The sequence below is a fragment of the Paraburkholderia sp. J63 genome (genome assembly GCF_905220245.1).
In the GTDB taxonomy this organism is placed as follows: Bacteria; Pseudomonadota; Gammaproteobacteria; order Burkholderiales; family Burkholderiaceae; genus Paraburkholderia.
The window spans coordinates 12,535-32,933 of sequence record NZ_CAJMZF010000003.1 but is presented as its reverse complement, the minus strand read 5'-3'; the positions used below and the strand labels follow the sequence as shown (position 1 = coordinate 32,933).

The following is a 20,399-nucleotide window of genomic DNA, read 5'->3' as shown; positions in this document are numbered from 1 at the left end:
AGCCGGGCATATCGCTGAAGCAAAAAACGCCACCTCGAAAGGTGGCGTTTTTGTTTTTACTTCATGCGTGCTTCATGCCTGCCGCGCTCAAGCCAGCGCGACCTCGGGCACCGGCTTCGCCGCGCTCAAGCGCGCCCCATCCGCAACGAGCCGGCGATAACGCGCCAGCGCCCAGAGCGGAAAATACGCGGTATAGCCGTGGTACTTCAGATAGTAGATGCGCGGGAAACCCGGCGCGTTATGCGAGCGATGCCACCAGAAGCCCTCGCTATCCTGCACCGAAAGCAGATACGCAATACCGCGCCGCACCGATTCCGATTCGTAGTCGCCGAACGCCATCTGCGCGAGCAGCGCCCACGCCGTGAAGTTCGACGCACTCTCGCCGCCATTCGTGCCCGCGAGGCGCGCGTCGATATAGCTGTCGTTGGTCTCGCCCCAGCCGCCGTCCGCGTGCTGGCGCGCCCTGAGCCACGCGAGCGCGCGCGCGATATAAGGCTGCGACGGGTCCTCGCCCGCGAGCGCGAGACCCGCCAGCACGCTCCACGTACCGTATAGGTAGTTGGTGCCCCAGCGGCCCCACCAGCTGCCATCGGCTTGCTGCGTCGCCCTGATGTACTCGATGGTGCGCGCGAGCGCGGCCTTGTCTTGCTCGCGGCCCGTCACGCCGAAGCACAGCAGCACGCGGCCCGACACGTCCTCGGTGGGCGGATCGAGCAGCGCGCCGTGGTCCGCGAAGGGAATCGCGTTCAGATAGAGACGATCGCAATCGGCATCGAACGCCGCAAAGCCGCCGTTGCGCGATTGCAGCCCGCGCATCCAGTCGAGCGCGAGCGTCACGCGCGCGGCATAGGGGTCCGTGCCCGTGGCGCGCTTTTGCGCGCGGCCCCGGCGATGCAGCATCGCGGCCACCACGGCGCTGTCGTCGATGTCGGGGTAATAGGGGTTCGCGTACTGGAATGCCCAGCCGCCCGGCGGCACGTCGGGGCTCACGTTCTCGATCCAGTCGCCCTTGAGGTCGTCCACCTGGCGCGTCGCGAGCCAGTCGTAGGCGCGCGCGATCTGCTGCTGCAGTTGCGCGTTGGAGATCGACTCGGCGCTTGGGGTATCCGGCACCGCCACCGCCTGTTCGAGCGCCATCGTGCTCCACGCGGTGTCCCACACGGGCGAGAGACACGGCTGGCAATACATGCTGCCGTCGGGACGCTCGACGAGCAGCTTTTCCAGCGCATTCTCGCAATCGCGGCGCAGCGGATGATTCTCGTGATAGCCGAGCACTTCCATCATCTGGTAGCTGTAGACGATGGGCGGGAAGATGCCGCCCATGCCGTCCTCGCCGTTCATGCGCTCGGCGCACCACGCTTCGGCGTGCCTGAGCGCGCGCAAGCGCCAGGCCTGCGGAATCAGCGGCTCGAGATGGCGAACCGTGCGGTCGACAGCGAGAAAGAACTTGCGCACGCCCTTGCCGCGCGGGAAATAGGCGCGCTCCTCATGGGGCGGCGTGACGAACAGCTCGGCGATCGACACCTTGTGCGGATTGCGCGCCTGCGCCTTCAGCGAACACAGCGCGAGCAGCGGCACCATGGTCGTGCGCGCCCAGTACGCGACCTTGTACATCGAGATGGGCACCCACTTGGGGAACAGCACGAACTCGATGGGCATGAACGGCGTGGCGCGCCACGGCACCTGGCCGAACGTGGCCAGCAGGATGCGCGTGAAGACATTGGACTTCGCCGCGCCGCCGAGCTTCAGAATGGCTTCGCGCGCGCGCACCATGTGCGGCGCGCCCGGCGCGTCGCCGGCCGCCTTGAGCGCGAAATAAGCCTTCACGCTCGCCGAGACGTCGGGGGCGCCATCGACGTAGAGATCCCACGCGCCATGCGTTTCGAGGCGCTGGATCGCACGCAGATAGCGCGCCATTTTCTCCTGGCGCACCGTGTCGATCTTGCCCATGAAATGCATCATGAGGATGTATTCGGCGGTGATCGTCGCGTCGGATTCCAGCTCGAAGCACCAGCTTCCATCGGGCTGTTGCCGGCGCGCGAGCGCATCGCGCCCCCGGACGATGGCGGCGTCTAGCAGCGCCGCGCGTGGCTGGCTGGTGGGCAGGTCGGAATTTTTCATGGCGCGAATAATACCATCCGTACGGAATGTTTTGCGCCGAAGCCCGCAATGGTAAGATCGGCCCATGAAGAATTCCCCCCTCAAAGCCTCGGCCGGCGCGGCAGGACATGTTGCCGGCGGCGCCGCGAGCCCGCGGCATCCCGAGGCCCGATCCTCTCCAAAGCCTGGCGAAAAGCCCGCCGCCCCCACCTCGGGCACGCGCCGCAAAAAAGCGCCGGTGCAGGTGCGCGCCCAGTTGCTGCAAGCCGCTTCAGATATCGCGACCGATCACGGCGTGCAGGCGGTGACGCTCGACGCTGTCGCCGAACGCGCGGGCGTGACCAAGGGCGCGCTCCAGTATCACTTCGCGAACAAGCAAGGACTCCTTGACGCGCTCTTCGAGCAGACGCTGGAGCGTTTCGAGGCGCAGATGGAAACGCGCATCGCCGCCGATCGCGAGGACTCGCACGGCGCCAACGCGCGCGCGTATCTGCACACGACCCTCGAGGAGACGAACCCCGCCGCGAGCACCAACGTGCTGCGCGTGCTGGTGGCCGCCATGATGACCGACCCCGAGATACGCGAGCGCTACTCGGAGCCCATGCGCAAGTGGACGCGCCCCGACCCGCTGCCGCTCGAACAGGCGGCGCGGCTCATGATCTGCAAGCTGGCGGCGGATGGTTTGTGGATCTCGGATCTGCTCGGTTATCAGGACCTGTCGCCGGAGATGCGCAACGAGGTCGTGCGGCAGATCGAGCGGATGACGGGTGGTAAGGGATCCTGATGAAATACAGCTCATGACCGACGAAGCACACTCTCGTCGGCATCATGAGCCGGTCGAATCCTTGCGCGCAGAATCTATGCCGAATCAGCGCACGTCCTCGCCCAGCCACTTCTTGCTGATCGCGCCGTACTCTCCATCCTTGTAAATCGCGTCGAGCGCTACGTTGATGGCGTCGCGCAATTTCGGGCTGTCCTTGCGCACCGCGATAGCCATCAGCTCCGGATACAGCAACGGCCCCACCGGCTTCGCGTCGATCTGCTTGTCGCGGATCGTCAGGATGCCGGCGATGCGGTCCGTGACGAAGCCCTCGATCCGATGATTGCGCAGATCGATCAGGATATCGGGCAGCCCTTTATACGTCTTGACCTGGACGCCGGGCATGTTCTGCCGCAGCCAGGCCTCATAGGTCTCGCCCAGCGTGACGCCGACGGTCTCGCCCTTGAGCTGGCCGATGTTCTGCACGCTGCTGCCCTTGGGCACGAATAGCTGGGCGCCGGACCGGTAATAGCTCTGCGTGAAGTCGACGGCCTTCTGGCGCTCCTGCGTCATCGCGAGACTGCCGATGATCGCGTCGTACTTGCCCGCCAGCAGCCCGCCCACGATGCCGTCCCAGGCGGTCGTGACCGGCACCGCCTTCGCGCCCAGCTTCGCCGAGATGCGATCGCCGATATCGACGTCGAAGCCCTGCAGCTTGCCCGATTCGTCGATGAAGTTGAACGGCGGATACTTGCCGCTCATGGCAAAGGTCAGCGTGCCGGTCTGCTTCACCTTGTCGAGATCCTCGGCGTGCACGGCGAAACTCGCGGCACCCATGAGCACGGCGTAAGCCACGATCGTGAATCGCTTAAGCATGGTCATCGTTCGTCTCCAGAAAGTAGTTAGTTATGCGACGTATGAAGCAGGTCCACGCGATGGCAACGGCGCGCCATCACGAACGGGCGACTTCGAAAAGCGCGGCCGCGCCCTGGCCGCCGCCAATGCACATCGTGACGACCACGTAGCGGACACCGCGCCGCGCGCCTTCGAGCAGCGCGTGCCCGGCGAGGCGCGTCCCCGTCATGCCGTAGGGATGGCCCAGTGCGATGCCGCTGCCATTCACGTTGACGCGCTCGCGCGACAAACCCAGGGTGTCGATGCAATACACCACCTGCGCAGCGAACGCTTCGTTGATCTCCCACAGGCCGATATCGCCGATCGACAGGCCCGTGCGCTCGAGCAGCCTGCGCACGGCCGGCACGGGGCCGATGCCCATTTCGTCGGGACCGCAGCCCACCACCGAGCACGCGACCAGGCGGCCGAGTGGCGGCGCCGCGAGCGTGCCGAGCATCGCGTCGGAGACCACCGCGCACGCCGCCGAGCCGTCGGCGAGCGCGCAGGCATTGCCGGCCGTCACCGAGCCGCCCTCGCGCACGGCCGCCAGTTGCGCAAGCGCCTCGACGGTCGTGCCGGGCCGTCCGCATTCGTCGGCGCTCACGCTCAGCGAAAGCGTCTGTGTGGTGGCGCTCGTCTTGTCGTGCTCGATCTTGCGGACATCGACGGCCACGATCTCGTCGCGCAGCAGGCCCGCCGCGGCGGCGGCGGCTGCGCGGCGCTGGCTCAGCGCCGCATAGTCGTCCTGGGCCTGCCGCGAGACGCCATAGCGCCGCGCGACGACTTCGGCCGTGTCGACCATCGGCATATAGGCATCGGGCTGCAACTCGAGCAGTTGCGCGTCCTGCTGCCGATGCCGGTTCATGTGCGCGTTCTGGACGAGGCTGATCGACTCCACACCGCCCGCGAGCACGGCCTCGGCCTCGCCGGTGGCGATGCGCGCCGACGCCAGCGCAATCGACATCAGCCCCGACGAGCATTGCCGGTCGACCGTCATGCCCGGCGTGGTCGCGGGCAGCCCCGCCGCGAGTGCCGCGAGCCGCCCGATGTTGTAGTACTGCGAACCTTCCGGCAACGCGCAGCCGAGTATCACGTCGTCGATGCGCTCGGGATCGAGTCCGCTGCGCGCCACACTCGCCCGCAGCGAAAAGGCGGCGAGCGTCGGCGCCGTCGTGTCGTTAAAGGCGCCGCGAAACGCGCGCCCGATCGGCGTGCGCGCATAGCCGACGATCCATGCATTGCGTGGAGTCTCGATCATGCGGCCCCCTCGTTCACCGTGAAATCCGCCTCGGTGATCGTGCGCAGCTCGGCAACGCTCAGCGCGCCCAGCCGCTCGACGAGCCGCAGCCCGTCCGGCCCGCACGCAAACACCGCATGCTCGGTGATGATGGTCGTGACACGCTTGCTGGCAGTGAGCGGCAGCGTGCAGCGGGTGACGATTTTCGGCCGGCCGGCCTTGTCGACGTGCGGCATTGTCACGATCACGCGGCGCGCCTTTTGCGCGAGCTCCGCCCCGCCGCCGATACCGGCCACGAGACTGCCGGGCACGAGCCAGTTCGCGAGATCGCCCTGCGCCGAAACCTGCAGCGCGCCAAGGAACGTAATGTCGATCAGCCCGCGCCGGATCATGCCGAACGAGGTCGCGCTGTCGACGATGGCGCCGCCCGGCACGACCGAGACATAGCCGCCGCCCGCGTCGATCAACTGGCTGTCGAGATCGTCGGGGCGCGCGAGCGCCCCGACGCCCACGATGCCGTTCTCCGAATGCACACACGCCGCGGCCGGTTCGCGAAGGTAGGCGGGAATGAGGGTCGGCAAGCCAATGCCAAGATTGATCAGCTGACCGCGCACCACTTCGCGGGCGGCACGCCGCGCGATCACGTGGCGCGGATCAGCGCAGGATGGGCCGGTATTCATCGAGGTCTCCGTCGATCTGGATCAGGCCATGAACATGAATGCCCGGCGTATGCACGCAGTCGGGCGCGAGCGGTGCGTCGCGGACGGTGCGCGTTTCGACCAGCACCCGCCGCGCCGCCATCGCCATGAGCGGAGAGAAGTTCCGCGCGGCGCCCCGATAGCTCAGGTTGCCGTACGGGTCCGCGCACTCAGCGCTCAGGAGTGCGAAGTCTGCGTGCAGCGCCGGCTCGAAGTAGAGCGTGCGTCCGCCCACCGACACGGTCTCGCGCGACGCGCCCAGCTCCTCGGGAAGCTCGATGTCGTTCACGACGCCCGCGAGCCCGACGCCGGCGCTGCGGATCTGCTCGGCGAACAGGCCTTGCGAGAAGAATTCCACCTTGAGCGTGCCGGCCAGATGCGCGCGCCGCGCGGGCCCGCTCAGTCCCAGATGCGTCGTCAGCAGCCGGCTCACGGCGCCGGTTTCGATGAGGCGCGAGACGCCGTAGCCGTCCTGGTTCGCATCGTTCTTGATGATCGTGAGATTGCGCCGGCCCTGGCGCCCGAGCTCCGCGAGCAGCGAAAACGGCGTGCCCGGCGAGCCGAAGCCGCCCACCATGATGGAGGCGCCATCGGGAATGAGCGCGATCGCATCGGCCAGTTGCATGAGTTTGCTCATCGCGGGCCGCCTCAAAGCGCGAGCGCGCGAAAGGCGTCGTCGAGCCGGCCCACGATCTCGTCACACTGCGCGCGCGTGGTGATCAGCGGCGGTGCGATCAGCGTATGGTCGCCCGTCTCGCCCATCAGCGACTTGCGCGGATAGATGATCACGCCGTGCTCGCGCGCGCAGCGCGTCACCTGCTCGCCGAACTTCAGCGACGGATCGAACGGCGTTTTCGTCTCGCGATCGGCCACGTACTCCATCGCGAGCAGGAGGCCGCGCCCGCGCACGTCGCCGATGAAGTGATGGCGCGCCGCCAGTTCCTCCAGCAAACCGCGCAGGTAGGCGCCGGTCGAGGCCGCGTTCTCGACGAGCTGCTCGCGCTCGATCACGCCGATCACGGCGAGCGCCGTAGCGCATGCGAGCGGATTGCCGGCGTAGGTATAGCCGTGCTGAAAGCCGCCCGACGCTAGCACCGGATCGGTCAGCTCGGCGCGCGTGACGATGGCCGACGTGGGGTAATAGCCGGCGCCCAGCCCTTTCGCGAGGCACAGGATATCGGCCTCCACATTCCAGTGCTGGAAGCCGAACCAGCGGCCCGTGCGGCCCACGCCGGTCATCACCTCGTCGAGGATCAGCAGGATGCCGTGCCGCGAGCAGATCTCGCGCACGCGTGCGAAATAGGCATCGTGCGGCACCTCGGCCCCTGTGCTCGCGCCGCCGATGGGCTCGGCGATGAACGCGGCCACATTCTGCGCGCCGACCTCGCGGATGGCCTGGTCGAGTTCGTCGGCGCATTCGAGCGCATATTGCTCGGTGCTTTTTCCCGCGGGCACCCGGTACTGCGTGGGCGAGGCGATCTTCGGATAGAGCTGGAACATCGGCTCGAACGGCTGCGTGAGCGGCGTATAGCTCGTCATGGCGAGCGCGCCCATCGTCGAGCCGTGATACGACGGCTTGCGCGCGATGAACACGCTGCGCTGCCGCTCGTCCTTGCTGAACCAGTACTGGCGCGCGAGCTTGAGTGCCGACTCGACCGACTCCGAGCCGCCGCCCGAGAAGAACACGCGGTCGTAGCGGCCGCCCACGAGACTAATCAGCTTGTCCGCGAGATCGAGCGCGGGCTGGTTTTCGAACTGGGTGCGATACGCGAATGCGACCTGGTCGAGCTGGGCCAGCATGGCGTCGCGAATGGCCGGATGCGCATGCCCGAGCTGCGCGACGATGGCGCCCGAGCAGGCATCGATATAGCGCTTGCCGCCGGTGTCCCACGCATAGATGCCCTCGGCCCGCGCGACGGTCGGCAGCTTGACCGCGGACTGGTAGAAAAGATGATCGCTCATTGACGTCGATTGCCTCGTAAGTTCGTGAACGCGTTGCCGCCCGCTCAGCGGATATCGGCGAGAAATGCCTGGGTGCGCTCGTGCGCGGGTTGATGGAAGATTTCGCTGGGGCAGCCCGCCTCCACGACGCGCCCATCGGCCATGAACACGACGCGGTCGGCCACGCGCTCGGCAAAGCGCATTTCGTGCGTGACGATCATCATCGTCATGCCGGCGCGCGCGAGCCGCTCCATCACCGCGAGCACGCCGCCCACCATCTCCGGATCGAGCGCCGAAGTGGGCTCGTCGAACAGCATGGCCTCGGGCTTCAGCGCCAGCGCACGGGCGATCGCCACGCGCTGCTTCTGGCCGCCCGACAAATTGCCGGGATAGACGTCCTGCTTGTCGAGCACACCCACCTTGTCGAGCAGTTCGCGCGCTTCGTCGCGCGCCTGTGCCGCGCTCATGCGGAGCAGTTGCACCGGGGCGAGCATGAGGTTCTCCAGCACGCTCAGATGAGGAAACAGGTTGAAGTGCTGGAACACCATGCCGACTTTCATGCGCATCGCGTTGAGGTAGCGCTCCTGCTCGCCGTGGCGGCGGCGCGGGTCGTTCACGAGGCTGCCCAGCACTCTCACCTCGCCGCGCGTGGGCGTCTCGAGCTGATTCACGCAGCGCAGCAGCGTGCTTTTGCCCGAGCCGCTCGGCCCGATCAGCACCACCACCTCGCCCTTGTTCACCTCGAGCGAAATGCCCTTGAGCACTTCGAGCGCGCCATAGGTCTTGTGGATGTCGCGCAGGGCGATCTGCGGTTCGGCGTGGCTCATGACGTGCGGCCTCCCTTGAGGATCAGGCTGCGCTCGAGTTGACGCAGCAGCAGGCTCGTTCCAGTAGTTAGCAGTGCATAGATCATGGCGCAGGCGAAGTAGAGCTCGAATGGCTTGAAGGTGGCCCCGACCAGTTGCTGCGTGCGCATGAAGAGCTCCGCGAGCGTGATAGTCGAGACGAGGGAGGTGTCCTTGGTGAGGATGATGAGGTTGTTGCCGAGCGGCGGTACGATCAGCTTGAGCGCCTGCGGCAGGATGACGAGACGCATCGTGCGCCCGGCGCCGAAGCCGAGCGAGCGCGAGGCCTCGATCTGCCCGTGCGGAATCGCCAGGATGCCGGCGCGGATCGTTTCCGCGTTGTAGGCGCCCACATTGAGCGCGAGACCGATCACGCCCGACGCGAATGGCGAAAGCTCGATGCCGAACTGTGGCAGACCGAAATAAATGATGAAGAGCTGAACCAGCAGCGGCGTGGAGCGGATCAGCCAGATATAGGCGCCCATCGCGTCGCGCACGACGCGGTGCCGCGAGAGCCGGCCCAGTGCGGCGGCGAGACCGATGACGAGACCGGCTACGGTCGCGAGCAGCGTCAGCTCCACCGTGACGAGCGCCGCCTCGAACAGCATCGGCAGGTATTTGAAAACAATGTGGATATCGAACATGGCGCGATCAGCCAGCACCCTTTACCCGATGGCAAAGTGGCGCCGGGACCTGTCTCCTCGTGTGTTGACCGATTTCATTCATCACCTTGAAAGTGCCCGGAAGGCTTGGTACAGAATGAATCGATGCGTTGCCTGGTGAGAACGAAGTCTCGCTTTGAATTATTTTTCGGTCAATATATGAAATTATTCGATCAATTGATTGACGGGAGAGAACACCATGCGGACCGAATTCAGCCTGCGCGACATCGAGATCTTTCATGCGATCGCCACCACCGGGTCCACGCGCCAGGCGGCGGTGCGGCTGGACATGACGCAGTCGGCGGTCAGCCACGCCCTCGCGCGGCTCGAGGGCAGCTTGCGCATCCGCCTGTTCGAGCGCGAGAACCAGCGGCTGCAGATCTCACCGGCCGGCCGCTACATGCTCGACGAAGCGGCCCAGCTGCTTGGCAGGCTCGATCGCATCGAGGAGGAGATTTCGCTATTGCAGGAAAGCGGCGTGGCTTCCGTGCGCGTGGGCTGCGCGCCGGGGCTGTGCCACCGCTTCGGTCCGCGGCTCGCGCAGCAATATCTGCAGGCGCATCCGGGCACGGGCGTCGCGCTCGACATTGCGTCGAGCGGCGCACTGATCGCGGACGTCGAAGGCGGCCGCCTCGATCTCGCGATCGTGTCGTACCAGATCCACGAGCCGGGGCTGATTTTCACGCCCGTGTTCAGCGCGCGGATGGTGGCGCTGCTCACCCGCAAGAACCGCCTCGCGAAACGCGAGCGGCTGACCTATGACGATCTCGCCGATCAGCAATACATCAAGCCGATCCAGTCCGATCATCTGGTGTTCCACGATTCGGGCGACCGGCGCCGGCTCGGATACGATCTGCGCGTGAACCTGAGCTCGCTGGGCGAAGTGATCCGGCTCACGAACGGCGTGAGCCTGCTCAACGCGCTGACCGCGGCCGATCTCTGCGCGAACGGCGACCTCGTGGCGCGCGCTTTCGATTCGAACCAGTCATTCGACTTCTATCTCGCGCATCGCCATGCGCTCAAGGACAATCGCGCCGTGAGCGACGTGCTCGAAATCGCCCGGGCCTGCGTGCGCGAAACCGCGGCGCAAACGGCTTATCCGGACGCGTTTTCCGTTGCCTGAGCCGCGCCCAGGACGCAAAACCTCAAGCCATCGCGCCGCGCCGTGTAAACTCATGCCTTTTTTGCCTCCTGTGGTATGGTCCATCCCCCGCAACGCACGTCATTGCGCACGTCACTGAGCGGTCCGGCCCTCGTTCGCCTGCTGGCGCGCCTTGGCGAGACCGAGGTGCAGGCCTCGCCGCAGCCGCTCGCGGACCGGCTGAGCCAGTGGCTCGGCTGGACCGACGCGATCGCGCTCTCGACGGTCCTCTCCGCGCCGGCGCCCGCCGTGGCGGGCGGCGCGCCCGCGAACGGCGACGACGAGGCGCAGCGGTGCCTGAGCCTGCGCTCCACGCTCTCGAAGGCGATTGCCCTCGACGGCGTGCTCGCGCCCGCGAAAGCGCGCCGTGGCGGCGCCTACGGTCACGCTCACGCCCGCGCGTCGCAGCAGCCCGCGCCGCCTGCGCAAGCGCCCGAAACGGATGCCGACTACGCGGTCTTTCGTCAGTGCTACCTCGCGCTCCAGCAGAAGATGGAGACCGATATCGGCGATTTGCGCGGACGCCTGCGCAGCCGGCTCGCGGCGGTGTCGCCCGCCATGGCGAAGCTCGCGACGCTCGACGCCGCCATGGAGCGCTCGCTCGCCGCGCGCGAGCGCAGTCTGCTCGGTGCGGTGCCGGGCTTGCTGGGCGCGCATTTCGAGCGTCTGCGCAAAGCGGCCCGCGAAGCAGCGGCCCGTGAAGCAGCGGCCCGTGAAGCGCAGCCCGCAGCCGACGATGCAACCGGCGCCGAAAGCGCCGAACGCACGCAACAGGCGGAAGACGTTGCAACATCAGGCGCCACGGCGACGGTCCAGGCGAGCCCCATCGGCACTGCCGCATCGCTCGCCTGGCTCGACGCATTCCGCAAAGATGTCCAGAGCGTATTGCTCGCCGAACTCGACGTTCGGTTTCAACCGGTCGAAGGGCTGCTCGCGGCCCTTCGCGCCCGCTAGTAGCGCACGCTAATCCAAACGCTATGTCCAGACTTCGTATCGATCTCGTTGTTTTCCTCGCCGGTCTCGCGGCAGTGTGCTGGATCGCCGCCGGCTATGCCGGCTCGAATCCGCTCGCGCTGGCCGTCACCGTGCTGATCGGCGCCTGCTATGTGGCCGGCGCGTTCGAGCTGTATCGCTACACCCAGGCCACCGCCACGCTCGCGCGCGCCGTGGGCGCCGCGGGTTCGTCGCCGCGGCCCGCCGGCTCGCTCGGCGCGTGGCTCGATCAACTGCATCCGAGCCTGCGCAGCGCCGTGCGCGCGCGCATCGAAGGCGAGCGCGTCGCGCTGCCCGGTCCCTCGCTCACGCCCTATCTGGTCGGCCTGCTCGTGCTGCTCGGCATGCTGGGCACGCTGCTCGGCATGGTGACGACGCTGCGCGGCACCGGCGTGGCGCTCGACGGCGCCACCGATCTCGACGGCATCCGCGCCGCGCTCGCCGGTCCGATCCGCGGGCTCGGCTTCGCGTTCGGCACCTCGATCGCGGGCGTGGCCAGCTCGGCGACGCTGGGCCTGCTTTCCGCGCTGTGCCGCCGCGAGCGCATCGAGACCGCCCAGCGCCTCGACGCGCAGATCGCCACCACGCTGCGCCCGTTCTCGCAGGCGCATCAGCGCGAGACGAGCTTCGCGCTGATGCAGCGCCAGGCCGAGGCGATGCCCAGGCTGGTCGAGCGCCTCGAAGCGATGATGACGGCCATCGAACGTCAGGGCGCCGCGCTCGGCGAGCGCCAGATCGCGAGCCAGCAGGCCTTCCTCGGCAATGCCGAGGCCGCTTATGCGCGCCTCGCGGCGTCGGTGGGCGAATCGCTCAAGGCGAGCGCCGCCGAAAGCGCGCGCGCCGCCGGCGCGGCCTTCGCGCCCGTCGTCGAAGCGACGATGGCGGGCCTCGCGCGCGAAAGCGCGGCCCTGCACGGCACGCTCACGCAGGCCGTGGAGCGCCAGCTCGACGGCCTCGCCTCGGGCTTCGAGGCCAATACCACGCGCGTGGCCGGCATCTGGAACGAGGCGCTCGCGGACCAGCGCCGCTCGGGCGAAGCGCTTTCGCGCGACCTGCAGGGCGCGCTAGAGCGTTTCACCGCGACCTTCGAAACGCGCTCGGCCAGCCTCGTGCAGGACGTCGATGCGCGTCTCGCGGCGTCGGCTTCGGGGGTCTCGCAGGCGTGGCAGGAGGCGCTCGCGCGCCAGGAGCGTGCCGGCGAAAAGCTCGCGGGCGACAACCAGCAGGCGCTCTCCTCGGCCGCCGCGACCTTCGAGCAGCATTCGGCGGCGCTGCTGCGCGCCGTGAGCGAGGCTCAGGCGAATCTGCAGACGCAGCTCGTCGCGCGCGACGAGGCGCGCCTCGCGACGTGGAGCGAAACGCTCGGCGCGATGGGCGCCACGCTGCGCGACGAATGGCGCGCGACCAGCACCCAGGCCGCCGAACATCAGCAGACCGTTTGCGCGACACTCGCGCAAACCGCCGACGCGATTGCGGCCCAGACCGAAGCGCACGCGAAGGGCATGCTCGCCGAAATCTCGCGCGCGGCCGTTGCGGCAACGGCTGCGTGGCAGACGGCCAGCACGGAGGCGGCGGAACGCCAGCAGGCCGTGTGCGAGACGCTGACGCGAACCGCGAGCGAGATTGCCGCGCATGCGAGCACGCATACGAACAGCACGATCGCCGAGATCACGCGCGTGGCTGAAGCGTCGTCGGTGGCGTGGCAGGCGGCGAGCGCGTTGGCGGCGGAGCGTCAGCAATTTATTTGCGATGCGCTCGCGAAGACCGCGAACGATATCGCTACACAGACTGAAGCGCATGCGAGCGGCACGATTACGGAAATCGCGCGCGCGGCTGAAGCCAATGCAGCGGCGTGGCAAGCGGCAAGCACGCAGGCAGCGGAACGTCAGCAGATGATTTGCGATGCGCTCGCGAAGACCGCGAACGATATCGCTACGCAGACTGAAGCACATGCGAGCGGCACGATTGCGGAAATCGCGCGCGCGGCTGAAGCCAACGCGGCGGCATGGCAAGCGGCAAGCACGCAGGCCGCAGAACGCCAGCAATTCATCTGCAACGCACTCGCGAAAACCGCCAACGACATCTCCACGCAAACCGAAGCACACGCCAGCGGCACGATCGCAGAAATCGCACGCGCAGCCGAAGCCAACGCCTCCGCATGGCAAGCAGCAAGCGCTCAAGCAGCCGAACACCAGCAAGCAACCTGCGACGCCCTCGCGAAAGCCGCCAACGACATCGCCACCCAAACCGAAGCACACGCCAACGGCACCATCACCGAAATCGCGCGCCTCGTCGACGCCGCATCGGAAGCGCCGCGCGTGGCCGCCGAAGTGGTCGCCGAGCTGCGGCAGAAGCTCTCCGAAAGCATGGTTCAGGACACCGCGATGCTCGAGGAGCGCAGCCGTCTGCTCTCCACCGTCACCACGCTGCTCGACGCCGTGAATCACGCGAGCACCGGGCAGCGCGCCGCCATCGACGCGCTCGTGCAGACGTCGGCGGGCCTCATGGAGCGCGTGGGCGCGCGCTTCTCCAGCCAAGTGCAAAGCGGCGCGCACACGCTCGAAGGCGCGGCGGCCCAGGTCACGGGCAGCGCCGTCGAGATGGCGAGCCTCGGCGATGCGTTCGGCGCGGCCGTGCAGCACTTCGGCGCCTCGAACGACAAGCTCATGACGCAGTTGCAGCGCATCGAAACCGCGCTCGACAAGTCGCTCGCGCGCAGCGACGACCAGCTCGCCTACTACGTCGCCCAGGCCAAGGAAGTGATCGACCTGAGCCTGCTTTCGCAGAAGCAGATCGTCGAGAACCTCCAGCGTTTCAGCGCTCAAGCGGGGGCTGAAGCCGCATGAACGACGAAATCGACGGCGGCGTGGAGCCCACCGCGCCGGTCTGGGCCGCGTTCGGCGACCTGATGGCGGCGCTGCTGGGCGCGTTCGTGCTGATCCTCGTCGGCGTGATCGGCATGCAGCTCGAAGCGTCCACGCGCCTCGCCAACGAGGTCAAGCAGCGCCAGATCGAAACGCAGCGGCGCAAGACGCTCGAGCAGGCGCTGGCCGGGCCGCTCGCGGCGGGGCGCGTGACGCTCGTGAACGGCCGCATCGGCATCAGCGGCAATGTGCTGTTCGCGCTGAACTCGGATCAACTGCAGCCGCAGGGGCGCGAGCTGCTCAAGAGCCTTGCGGGACCGCTTGCCGCGTATCTGCGCGACCGCGACCAGATCCTCATGGTGAGCGGTTTCGCCGACGACCAGCAGGTCCACGCGGGCAACCGCCGCTTCGCCGACAACTGGGAGCTTTCCGCCGAGCGCGCGCTCACCGTGACGCGCGCGTTCATCGATGCGGGCGTGCCGGCGTCGTCGGTGTTCGCGGCGGCGTTCGGATCGGAGCAGCCCGTGAGCTCGAACGCCGACGAGATGGGCCGTGCGAAGAACCGCCGCGTGGAGATCGCAGCGGTGCCGCGGCCCGCGAGCAACGCGCGTGCGCCAACCGGAACGCGTGACGGCCATGAGTGACGACGCGCGCGACGAGGCCGCGGAAGTGGCTAGCATCGACGATGCGGACGCCGTGCAAAGCGGCGTTGGCCGCGAGCACGAAGCCACGCGCGCCCGCACCACGCTCGACGCCTGGCGCGCGCAAGGCGCCGACCGGCTCGATCCCGTGCGCTTCGCGTTGATCGACGCCTTGGACCGCCGTGCCAGCACGCATGCCGGCGCCACGCGACGAGTGCTCGATGCGCGCATCGATGCGTTGCTCGCGGCCTATGCCGCCGGGATCGAGCGCGCGACATCCATCGCGCAAGACGCGCAAACGCACGCCGATGGGTTCGCGGAAAACCAGCCACGGAAAAGCACCACCGCGCATGGAAACCTCGCCGCGCAAATCGGCAGCGCGGACCATCTCGCACGCAGCGGGCCGCCTGCGGAATTGCTCGATTACTTCCGCGAAGTCTGGTCGAAGCTGAGCGCCGACCAGCAAGTGCAGCAGTCGCTCGATCAAGTGCCGAAGAATGCCGGGCCGCTCAATTCGAGCAGTCTCGTGCATCGCGCGCTGCTGCTCATGCGCGAGCTCTCGCCGGGCTATCTGCGCCAGTTCCTCGCATATGCCGACGCGCTCTCGTGGCTGGAGGACCTGAGCGTCGCCACGGCGCCGGCGCCAAAGGAAGCGCCGCGTGCGAGCGCGGCGAAAGAAGGGGCGAAGAAGGGAACACGCAAGCGGTCGCGATAAAGCCGCCGGAAAGCCGACCGCAAGACAACGCTAACGCAAGCGCGGGCGCGATCCCACCCGCCTCACTCACGCCCCATACGGCACAGCCGAAGCGTACGGCGCGTCGTGCGAATCGCGCATGCTGCGCGCGTACTGCTTGGGCGCCATGCCTGACCAGCGCCGGAACGCGCGAATGAACGCCTTCTCCGACGCATACCCCACGCTAGTCGCAATCTCGATCAGCCGCCGCCGCGAATCGCGCAGCGCGCCGCTCGCGACATACATGCGATAGGCGGTCAGATGCCCGATCGGCGTCTCCTCGACGAGCTCGACAAAACGCGCGCTGAAGCGCGAGCGCGACATGCCCGCCGTGGCCGCGAGCGACTCGACGGTCCAGTCGCGCTCGGGGTGCCGATGCAACTGCGCGATGGCCCGGCCGATCTGCGGGTCCATCAGCCCGCGCAGCCAGCCCGTGTGACTGATCGCCGAAGCAAGATGCGCGCGCAGCAACTGCACGAACAGCACGTCGGCGAGGCGCGCCGCCGCGACCGCCCAGCCCGGCTGGCACGCCATCGATTCGCGGATGAAGGCCATCAGCGTATCGGCGAGCCAGGGGCCCACGGCCGGGTCGCTGGCGCGCACGTGAATGAGCGGCGGCAGCACCGAAAAGAGCGGATTGCGCACCGCCTCGCGGTAAAACACGATGCCCGTATAGAGATCGCAGCTCTCGCCGCCACCGCCCGCCGTGAGCCGCAAGGGCGTGTCGAAGCTCGGGCGAATACCTTCGCGCGCGACGAGATCGTCGAACGGCACCGGCGCCACGTCGGGCGCCGAGGCGAGCACGTGCTCGTGGCCGTGCGGCAGCAGCACGAAGTCGCCCGCCTCCACGCGCAGCGGCTCCACGCCTTCCACGACGATGTAATAAGGCGCGCCGAAGGCGGTCCTGAACGCCGCCCCTTCCACCGCCGGCTTCACGAACGCCCACGGCGCGGCGAGCGAGAAATGCCCCGTCACCACGGCGTCGGCGCGCAGATCCGCCAGCGCGGCGCTCAACAGGTCTGTCGCCATTTGCTCCTCTGCGTTTCCGTTCGGGTGCCGCCTTTACGCACGCTGCGCGTACCGCCTGCTTCAAAAGCGCTGCTGGATACCCAGCATCGCGCCGAACTGGTTCGCGCCCAGCGGCACCGTGCCGGCCGCGGCCACGGCGTTCGCCGCAAGCGCGCTGTTCATCATGTACGCCAGCGAAGCATAAAGCGTCGTGCGCTTCGAGACGAAATAATTCGCGCGCGCGATCAGCAGCGTCGAATTCGAATCGTCGCGCTGGATGTAGCGCAGCGCCTGGGCGTCGAGCGCGAACATCGGCGTCACGTAATATTCCGCGCCGAGGAAGAAGAGGTCCGATTGCGCATGCTCGGCCGCGGCCGTGTTGCGCCGGATCCAGCCGCCGCCCACCTTGCCCGCGCCGAACTTCAGATAGGCGTCGACGATCACGCGCTTGTCGGTGTCGGCACTGCTCACGAGCGGCGCCGAGGCGCCCGGCCCGCCGTACATCACGTCGTACGACGCCGCCGCGCCACCCCAAGCGTTGTCGTAGGCGAGCATCATCGTGTACTGGCGGCAGGCCACGGCGTCGCCCGGCAGTTGTCCGCCGCAATTGGTTGCCGAGGGGCCGGCCGGGCCCGCTGCGTCGCGCCCGAAGCTATAGGTGCCGCCCACCGTCACGCCGTGGAATTTGCCGAGGTAGCCCACGGCGTTGTCGCTGCGCGCGTTCGGCAGATAGCTGTCGAAGCTCGCCATCGAATGAATCGACGGGCCAATCACGTCCGCGTTGAACAGCACGTACATCGACATGTTCATCTGCCGGCCCAGCGTGAGCGTGCCGTAGTCGCTGCTCACGCCCACGTTCGCCTGGCGCCCGAACAGGCGGCCGCCGTAATTGAGCGCGCCGCTGTTGGGCGCGAAGCCGTTCTCCAGCACGAAGAAGGCCTTGTAGCCGCCGCCCAGGTCCTCCTGGCCGCGCAGGCCGAAGCGCGACGGCACCTCGCCCGTGAGCGACGGCATGCCGACGAACGAGCCGCCCTTCGCCGCATTGTTGTAATACTCGATGCCCGTATCGACGATGCCATAGAGCGAGACGCTGCTTTGTCCCCAGGCGAGCGCCGACGTACCGGCGAGCAATGCTGCCGCGATCAACTTCTTCATGACGTATCTCCGAACCGTTTTTTATATGGAATGCTTATTGATTGACGAACCTGCCGGGCCGCTCGCACGGCCCGGTTTCCGTCATGCGCGAGCGCTGCGCGTCATTCGGTCTTGCTGCCCGCAAGAATCCATTGCGCGAGGGTCTGCGCGTCGCCCGCGCTGATTGCGTTGGGCGGCATCGGCACGGCGCCCCAGGCGCCCGAGCTGCCGTTCTGGATATGCGCGGCGAGCGTGGCCGCCGCGCCGGGCTTGCCCGCATAACGCGCGGCCACGTCGCGCCACGCGGGGCCCACGAGCTTCCGGTCCACGGCGTGACAGCCGAAGCAGACGTGCTGCGTGGCGAGCTGGTGCGCGCGGGCCGCATCGACGGCGGGCTCGGCCAGCGCGCCGGTAACGAAGCTGGCGAAGCACAACGCACCCGCAAGCGGTGCGATTAAATAAGGAATCCGTATCATGATCGATGTTGTGGAGTGAGAAAAATGCGGTTGGAGGTTCAGGCCAGCGCCTGTTCGAGCGGCATCGTGCGCAGGCGCGTGCCGGTCGCCTCGAACAGCGCGGCGGCCACGGCGGGCGCCACGGGCGGCAGCGCGACCTCGCCGCAGCCTTGCGGCGTGCGATCGCTCTCGACGATCTCGACCTCGATCTTCGGCATCTGCGAGAGATAGAGGAGCGGGTAATCGGAGAAGTTCTCCTGCACCACGGCGCCGTCCTTGAACGTGATTTCGCTCTTGAACGTATTGGTGAGCGCGAAGCCAATGCCGCCCTCCACCATCTCGCGAATCAGCACCGGGTTGATCGCCTGGCCGCAATCGATGCCGCACACGACGCGTTCGAGCTTCGCCTTGCCGTCCACCATGCGCAGTTCGGCGACGATGGCGACATAGGTCGTGAACGCGCCGCCGCGCCCCGTGTAGAGGGTATAGGCGAGCCCGCGATACACGCCCGGCGCGGGCTTGCGCGCCCAGTTCGCCCGCGCCGCCGTGCGTTCGAGCACGCGCAGCGCAAGCGGGTCGTCGCGCAGCAGCGTGCGCCGATACTCGAGCGGGTCGATGCGCGCCGCGTGCGCGAGCTCGTTCACGAAGCTTTCGAGAAAGAACATGCTGGACGTGCTGCCCACGCTGCGCATGAAGCTCACGGGAATGTGCTGGTCGACGCAGACCGAATCGACGAGCAGATCCGGCACCGCGTAGCCGAGGTCGTAGAGGCCGTCGAGCATGGTCTCGTCCCAGCCGCCCGCTTTTTCGAAGTAATCGCGCTTGATCGACCAGTACAGCGACTGCCCCACCACGCGCAAATGCATCGCGCGCGGATAGCCGTCGGCGCCGAGCACGGCGCGCATGCGCGCGGAAGCGCTGGGGCGGTAGAAGCCGTGGCGGATATCGTCCTCGCGCGAGCGGGTCACTTTCACGGGCCGCCCCACGGCCTTCGAGGCCACGGCCGCGTGAATCACGAAATCGGGCACGTATTTGCGTCCGAAGCTGCCGCCCAGAAACGTTGTGTTCACAATCACTTTCTCGGGCGGCAGCTTGAAGATGGCGCCGAGCGTCCAGCGCACCTTGTCCTGCCCCTGGATCGGGCCCCACACTTCGATCTCGTGCTCGCGCACGTGCACCGTCGCGTTCACGGGCTCCATCGTTGCGTGGACGATATAGGGCGTGTGGTAATCGGCTTCGATCACCTTCGCGCCTGACGTGCCCTTCGCCTCGGCAGCAGCGGCGAATTGCGCCGGCGCGTCGCCGATGCGCGTGGCCGCCACCGCATGCTCCGAGATCAACGCGGCCTTGCGTTGCGCAAGCATCGCGGCGCTGTCCGCCGGCGGGCCGCCGTCTTCCCATTGCACGTCGAGCGCATCGCACGCCTTCTTCGCCTGCCACCAGCTATTCGCCACCACGATCACGGCGTCTTTGGCGGGCACCACCTCGACCACGCCCGGCAATGCACGTACCGCGTCGCGGTTGCGCACGGCCACGGGCTTGCCGTTGAGCGTGGGCGCCATTTTCACGGCGCCCGCGAGCATGCCGGGCACCTTCACGTCGATGCCGAACACGGCGCTGCCGTTCACCTTCGCGGGCGCGTCGAGCTTGTGCAGCGGCTGGCCGATGAGCGTGCGCGCCGACTGCGCTTTCAGGCGCGGCTGCGGATCGAGCGGCAGTTGCGCCGCGTCCGCGAGCAGTTCGCCGTAGCCCAGCGAGCGCCCCGTTTGCAGATGAATCACGCGGCCGCTTCGCGTCGCGCACTGCGTGGACCGCACGCCGAGGCGCCGCGCGCCCGCCATGAGGAACGCCTCGCGCGCCTGCGCGCCCGCGATGCGCAAGCGCTGCTGGAACATCGTGACCGACATCGAGGCGCCCACGAACTGCTGCGGATGCTCGTTGGCCGCGGCAATGCGATAGGCGTCGCGGCCCGTGACGAACTCCACACTCACGCGGCGCCAGTCGGCGTCCATCTCGTCGGCAAGCAGTTGCGGCAGGCCCGTAAAAACGCCCTGGCCTACTTCGGCCTGCGAAAGACCGATGATCGTGCGGCCATCGGGATCGACGCGGACCCAGTCGTTGATCTCGCGAAAACGCGTCCCGTCCCCGGCGGCCTCCGCGTATTCGCTCCACGCGAGCGGCAGCACGAGGCTGCCCGCAATCGCGAGACCGGTCTTGAGGAACGCGCGCCGGCTTTCGCGTCGCGCGCCGTTCGCATTCATGCCGTGCGCGCCGCTCGCACTGTTCGCGCCGT

General features: G+C 67.7%; 18 protein-coding genes. 6 read left to right on the top strand and 12 right to left on the bottom strand.

Annotated features, from left to right (window positions below; translation table 11 throughout):
• Positions 1–87: 87 nt before the first annotated feature.
• Positions 88–2,121 (bottom strand): squalene--hopene cyclase, encoded by a 2,034-nt coding sequence (shc, locus tag U5775_RS04430; protein WP_322056908.1) that lies wholly within the window; start codon positions 2,119–2,121, stop codon positions 88–90.
• A gap of 64 nt (positions 2,122–2,185) precedes the next feature.
• Here shc and U5775_RS04425 point away from each other — a divergent pair, with 64 nt between their 5' ends.
• Positions 2,186–2,884 (top strand): TetR/AcrR family transcriptional regulator, encoded by a 699-nt coding sequence (locus tag U5775_RS04425; protein WP_322056907.1) that lies wholly within the window; start codon positions 2,186–2,188, stop codon positions 2,882–2,884.
• A gap of 84 nt (positions 2,885–2,968) precedes the next feature.
• On the opposite strand, the gene U5775_RS04420 is transcribed toward U5775_RS04425, so the two are convergent.
• From U5775_RS04420 to U5775_RS04390, 7 genes are all read right to left on the bottom strand, one after another.
• Complete coding sequence (locus tag U5775_RS04420; protein WP_322056906.1) at positions 2,969–3,742, bottom strand: transporter substrate-binding domain-containing protein; 774 nt, start codon at positions 3,740–3,742, stop codon at positions 2,969–2,971.
• Positions 3,743–3,812: 70 nt separating this feature from the next.
• A complete protein-coding gene (locus U5775_RS04415) occupies positions 3,813–5,012 on the bottom strand; it encodes an acetyl-CoA C-acyltransferase (RefSeq protein WP_322056905.1) in 1,200 nt (399 codons plus the stop codon).
• Positions 5,009–5,671, bottom strand: coding sequence for a 3-oxoacid CoA-transferase subunit B (locus U5775_RS04410; protein ID WP_322056904.1), 663 nt, complete (start codon positions 5,669–5,671; stop codon positions 5,009–5,011). The genes U5775_RS04415 and U5775_RS04410 overlap by 4 nt, the downstream gene beginning before the upstream one ends.
• On the bottom strand, positions 5,646–6,326 hold the full coding sequence (locus tag U5775_RS04405; RefSeq protein ID WP_322056903.1) for a 3-oxoacid CoA-transferase subunit A: 681 nt from the start codon (positions 6,324–6,326) through the stop codon (positions 5,646–5,648). The genes U5775_RS04410 and U5775_RS04405 overlap by 26 nt, the downstream gene beginning before the upstream one ends.
• Before the next feature lie 11 nt (positions 6,327–6,337).
• Positions 6,338–7,651, bottom strand: a complete 1,314-nt coding sequence (locus tag U5775_RS04400; protein WP_322056902.1) for an aspartate aminotransferase family protein — start codon at positions 7,649–7,651, stop codon at positions 6,338–6,340.
• Positions 7,652–7,695: 44 nt separating this feature from the next.
• Positions 7,696–8,457, bottom strand: a complete 762-nt coding sequence (locus U5775_RS04395) for an amino acid ABC transporter ATP-binding protein (RefSeq protein WP_322056901.1) — start codon at positions 8,455–8,457, stop codon at positions 7,696–7,698.
• A complete protein-coding gene (locus U5775_RS04390) occupies positions 8,454–9,119 on the bottom strand; it encodes an amino acid ABC transporter permease (protein WP_322056900.1) in 666 nt (221 codons plus the stop codon). Before U5775_RS04390 ends, U5775_RS04395 begins: the two co-directional genes overlap by 4 nt.
• A gap of 217 nt (positions 9,120–9,336) precedes the next feature.
• On the opposite strand from U5775_RS04390, the gene U5775_RS04385 reads away from it, so the two are divergent.
• The 5 genes from U5775_RS04385 to U5775_RS04365 all read left to right on the top strand — a co-directional run bounded on the left by U5775_RS04385 (position 9,337) and on the right by U5775_RS04365 (position 15,491).
• A complete protein-coding gene (locus tag U5775_RS04385; RefSeq protein ID WP_322056899.1) occupies positions 9,337–10,260 on the top strand; it encodes a LysR family transcriptional regulator in 924 nt (307 codons plus the stop codon).
• A gap of 75 nt (positions 10,261–10,335) precedes the next feature.
• Complete coding sequence (locus U5775_RS04380; protein WP_322056898.1) at positions 10,336–11,232, top strand: DUF3348 domain-containing protein; 897 nt, start codon at positions 10,336–10,338, stop codon at positions 11,230–11,232.
• A 23-nt stretch (positions 11,233–11,255) separates the two neighbouring features.
• Entirely contained in the window at positions 11,256–14,117 is a 2,862-nt protein-coding gene (locus U5775_RS04375; protein ID WP_322056897.1) for a DUF802 domain-containing protein, read from the top strand.
• Entirely contained in the window at positions 14,114–14,779 is a 666-nt protein-coding gene (locus tag U5775_RS04370; RefSeq protein WP_322056896.1) for an OmpA family protein, read from the top strand. Before U5775_RS04375 ends, U5775_RS04370 begins: the two co-directional genes overlap by 4 nt.
• Positions 14,772–15,491, top strand: a complete 720-nt coding sequence (locus U5775_RS04365; protein ID WP_322056895.1) for a DUF2894 domain-containing protein — start codon at positions 14,772–14,774, stop codon at positions 15,489–15,491. The genes U5775_RS04370 and U5775_RS04365 overlap by 8 nt, the downstream gene beginning before the upstream one ends.
• A 66-nt stretch (positions 15,492–15,557) precedes the next feature.
• On the opposite strand, the gene U5775_RS04360 is transcribed toward U5775_RS04365, so the two are convergent.
• The 4 genes from U5775_RS04360 to U5775_RS04345 all read right to left on the bottom strand — a co-directional run bounded on the left by U5775_RS04360 (position 15,558) and on the right by U5775_RS04345 (position 20,367).
• Complete coding sequence (locus tag U5775_RS04360; RefSeq protein WP_322056894.1) at positions 15,558–16,538, bottom strand: AraC family transcriptional regulator; 981 nt, start codon at positions 16,536–16,538, stop codon at positions 15,558–15,560.
• Positions 16,539–16,598: 60 nt separating this feature from the next.
• Entirely contained in the window at positions 16,599–17,672 is a 1,074-nt protein-coding gene (locus U5775_RS04355) for a porin (RefSeq protein WP_322056893.1), read from the bottom strand.
• Between the two features lie 101 nt (positions 17,673–17,773).
• Positions 17,774–18,127 (bottom strand): c-type cytochrome, encoded by a 354-nt coding sequence (locus tag U5775_RS04350; protein ID WP_322056892.1) that lies wholly within the window; start codon positions 18,125–18,127, stop codon positions 17,774–17,776.
• Positions 18,128–18,165: 38 nt separating this feature from the next.
• Positions 18,166–20,367 (bottom strand): xanthine dehydrogenase family protein molybdopterin-binding subunit, encoded by a 2,202-nt coding sequence (locus U5775_RS04345; protein WP_322057185.1) that lies wholly within the window; start codon positions 20,365–20,367, stop codon positions 18,166–18,168.
• Positions 20,368–20,399 lie beyond the last annotated feature (32 nt).

Bases quoted from the DNA above. Each gene is read 5' to 3' on its own strand.
- U5775_RS04370 (WP_322056896.1), top strand. From the start codon at position 14,114: ATGAACGACGAAATCGACGGCGGCGTGGAGCCCACCGCGCCGGTCTGG.
- shc (WP_322056908.1), bottom strand. From the start codon at position 2,121: ATGAAAAATTCCGACCTGCCCACCAGCCAGCCACGCGCGGCGCTGCTA.
- U5775_RS04425 (WP_322056907.1), top strand. From the start codon at position 2,186: ATGAAGAATTCCCCCCTCAAAGCCTCGGCCGGCGCGGCAGGACATGTT.
- U5775_RS04415 (WP_322056905.1), bottom strand. From the start codon at position 5,012: ATGATCGAGACTCCACGCAATGCATGGATCGTCGGCTATGCGCGCACG.
- U5775_RS04350 (WP_322056892.1), bottom strand. From the start codon at position 18,127: ATGATACGGATTCCTTATTTAATCGCACCGCTTGCGGGTGCGTTGTGC.
- U5775_RS04410 (WP_322056904.1), bottom strand. From the start codon at position 5,671: ATGAATACCGGCCCATCCTGCGCTGATCCGCGCCACGTGATCGCGCGG.
- U5775_RS04405 (WP_322056903.1), bottom strand. From the start codon at position 6,326: ATGAGCAAACTCATGCAACTGGCCGATGCGATCGCGCTCATTCCCGAT.
- U5775_RS04400 (WP_322056902.1), bottom strand. From the start codon at position 7,651: ATGAGCGATCATCTTTTCTACCAGTCCGCGGTCAAGCTGCCGACCGTC.
- U5775_RS04365 (WP_322056895.1), top strand. From the start codon at position 14,772: ATGAGTGACGACGCGCGCGACGAGGCCGCGGAAGTGGCTAGCATCGAC.
- U5775_RS04345 (WP_322057185.1), bottom strand. From the start codon at position 20,367: ATGAATGCGAACGGCGCGCGACGCGAAAGCCGGCGCGCGTTCCTCAAG.
- U5775_RS04390 (WP_322056900.1), bottom strand. From the start codon at position 9,119: ATGTTCGATATCCACATTGTTTTCAAATACCTGCCGATGCTGTTCGAG.
- U5775_RS04420 (WP_322056906.1), bottom strand. From the start codon at position 3,742: ATGACCATGCTTAAGCGATTCACGATCGTGGCTTACGCCGTGCTCATG.
- U5775_RS04360 (WP_322056894.1), bottom strand. From the start codon at position 16,538: ATGGCGACAGACCTGTTGAGCGCCGCGCTGGCGGATCTGCGCGCCGAC.
- U5775_RS04355 (WP_322056893.1), bottom strand. From the start codon at position 17,672: ATGAAGAAGTTGATCGCGGCAGCATTGCTCGCCGGTACGTCGGCGCTC.
- U5775_RS04380 (WP_322056898.1), top strand. From the start codon at position 10,336: ATGGTCCATCCCCCGCAACGCACGTCATTGCGCACGTCACTGAGCGGT.
- U5775_RS04395 (WP_322056901.1), bottom strand. From the start codon at position 8,457: ATGAGCCACGCCGAACCGCAGATCGCCCTGCGCGACATCCACAAGACC.
- U5775_RS04375 (WP_322056897.1), top strand. From the start codon at position 11,256: ATGTCCAGACTTCGTATCGATCTCGTTGTTTTCCTCGCCGGTCTCGCG.
- U5775_RS04385 (WP_322056899.1), top strand. From the start codon at position 9,337: ATGCGGACCGAATTCAGCCTGCGCGACATCGAGATCTTTCATGCGATC.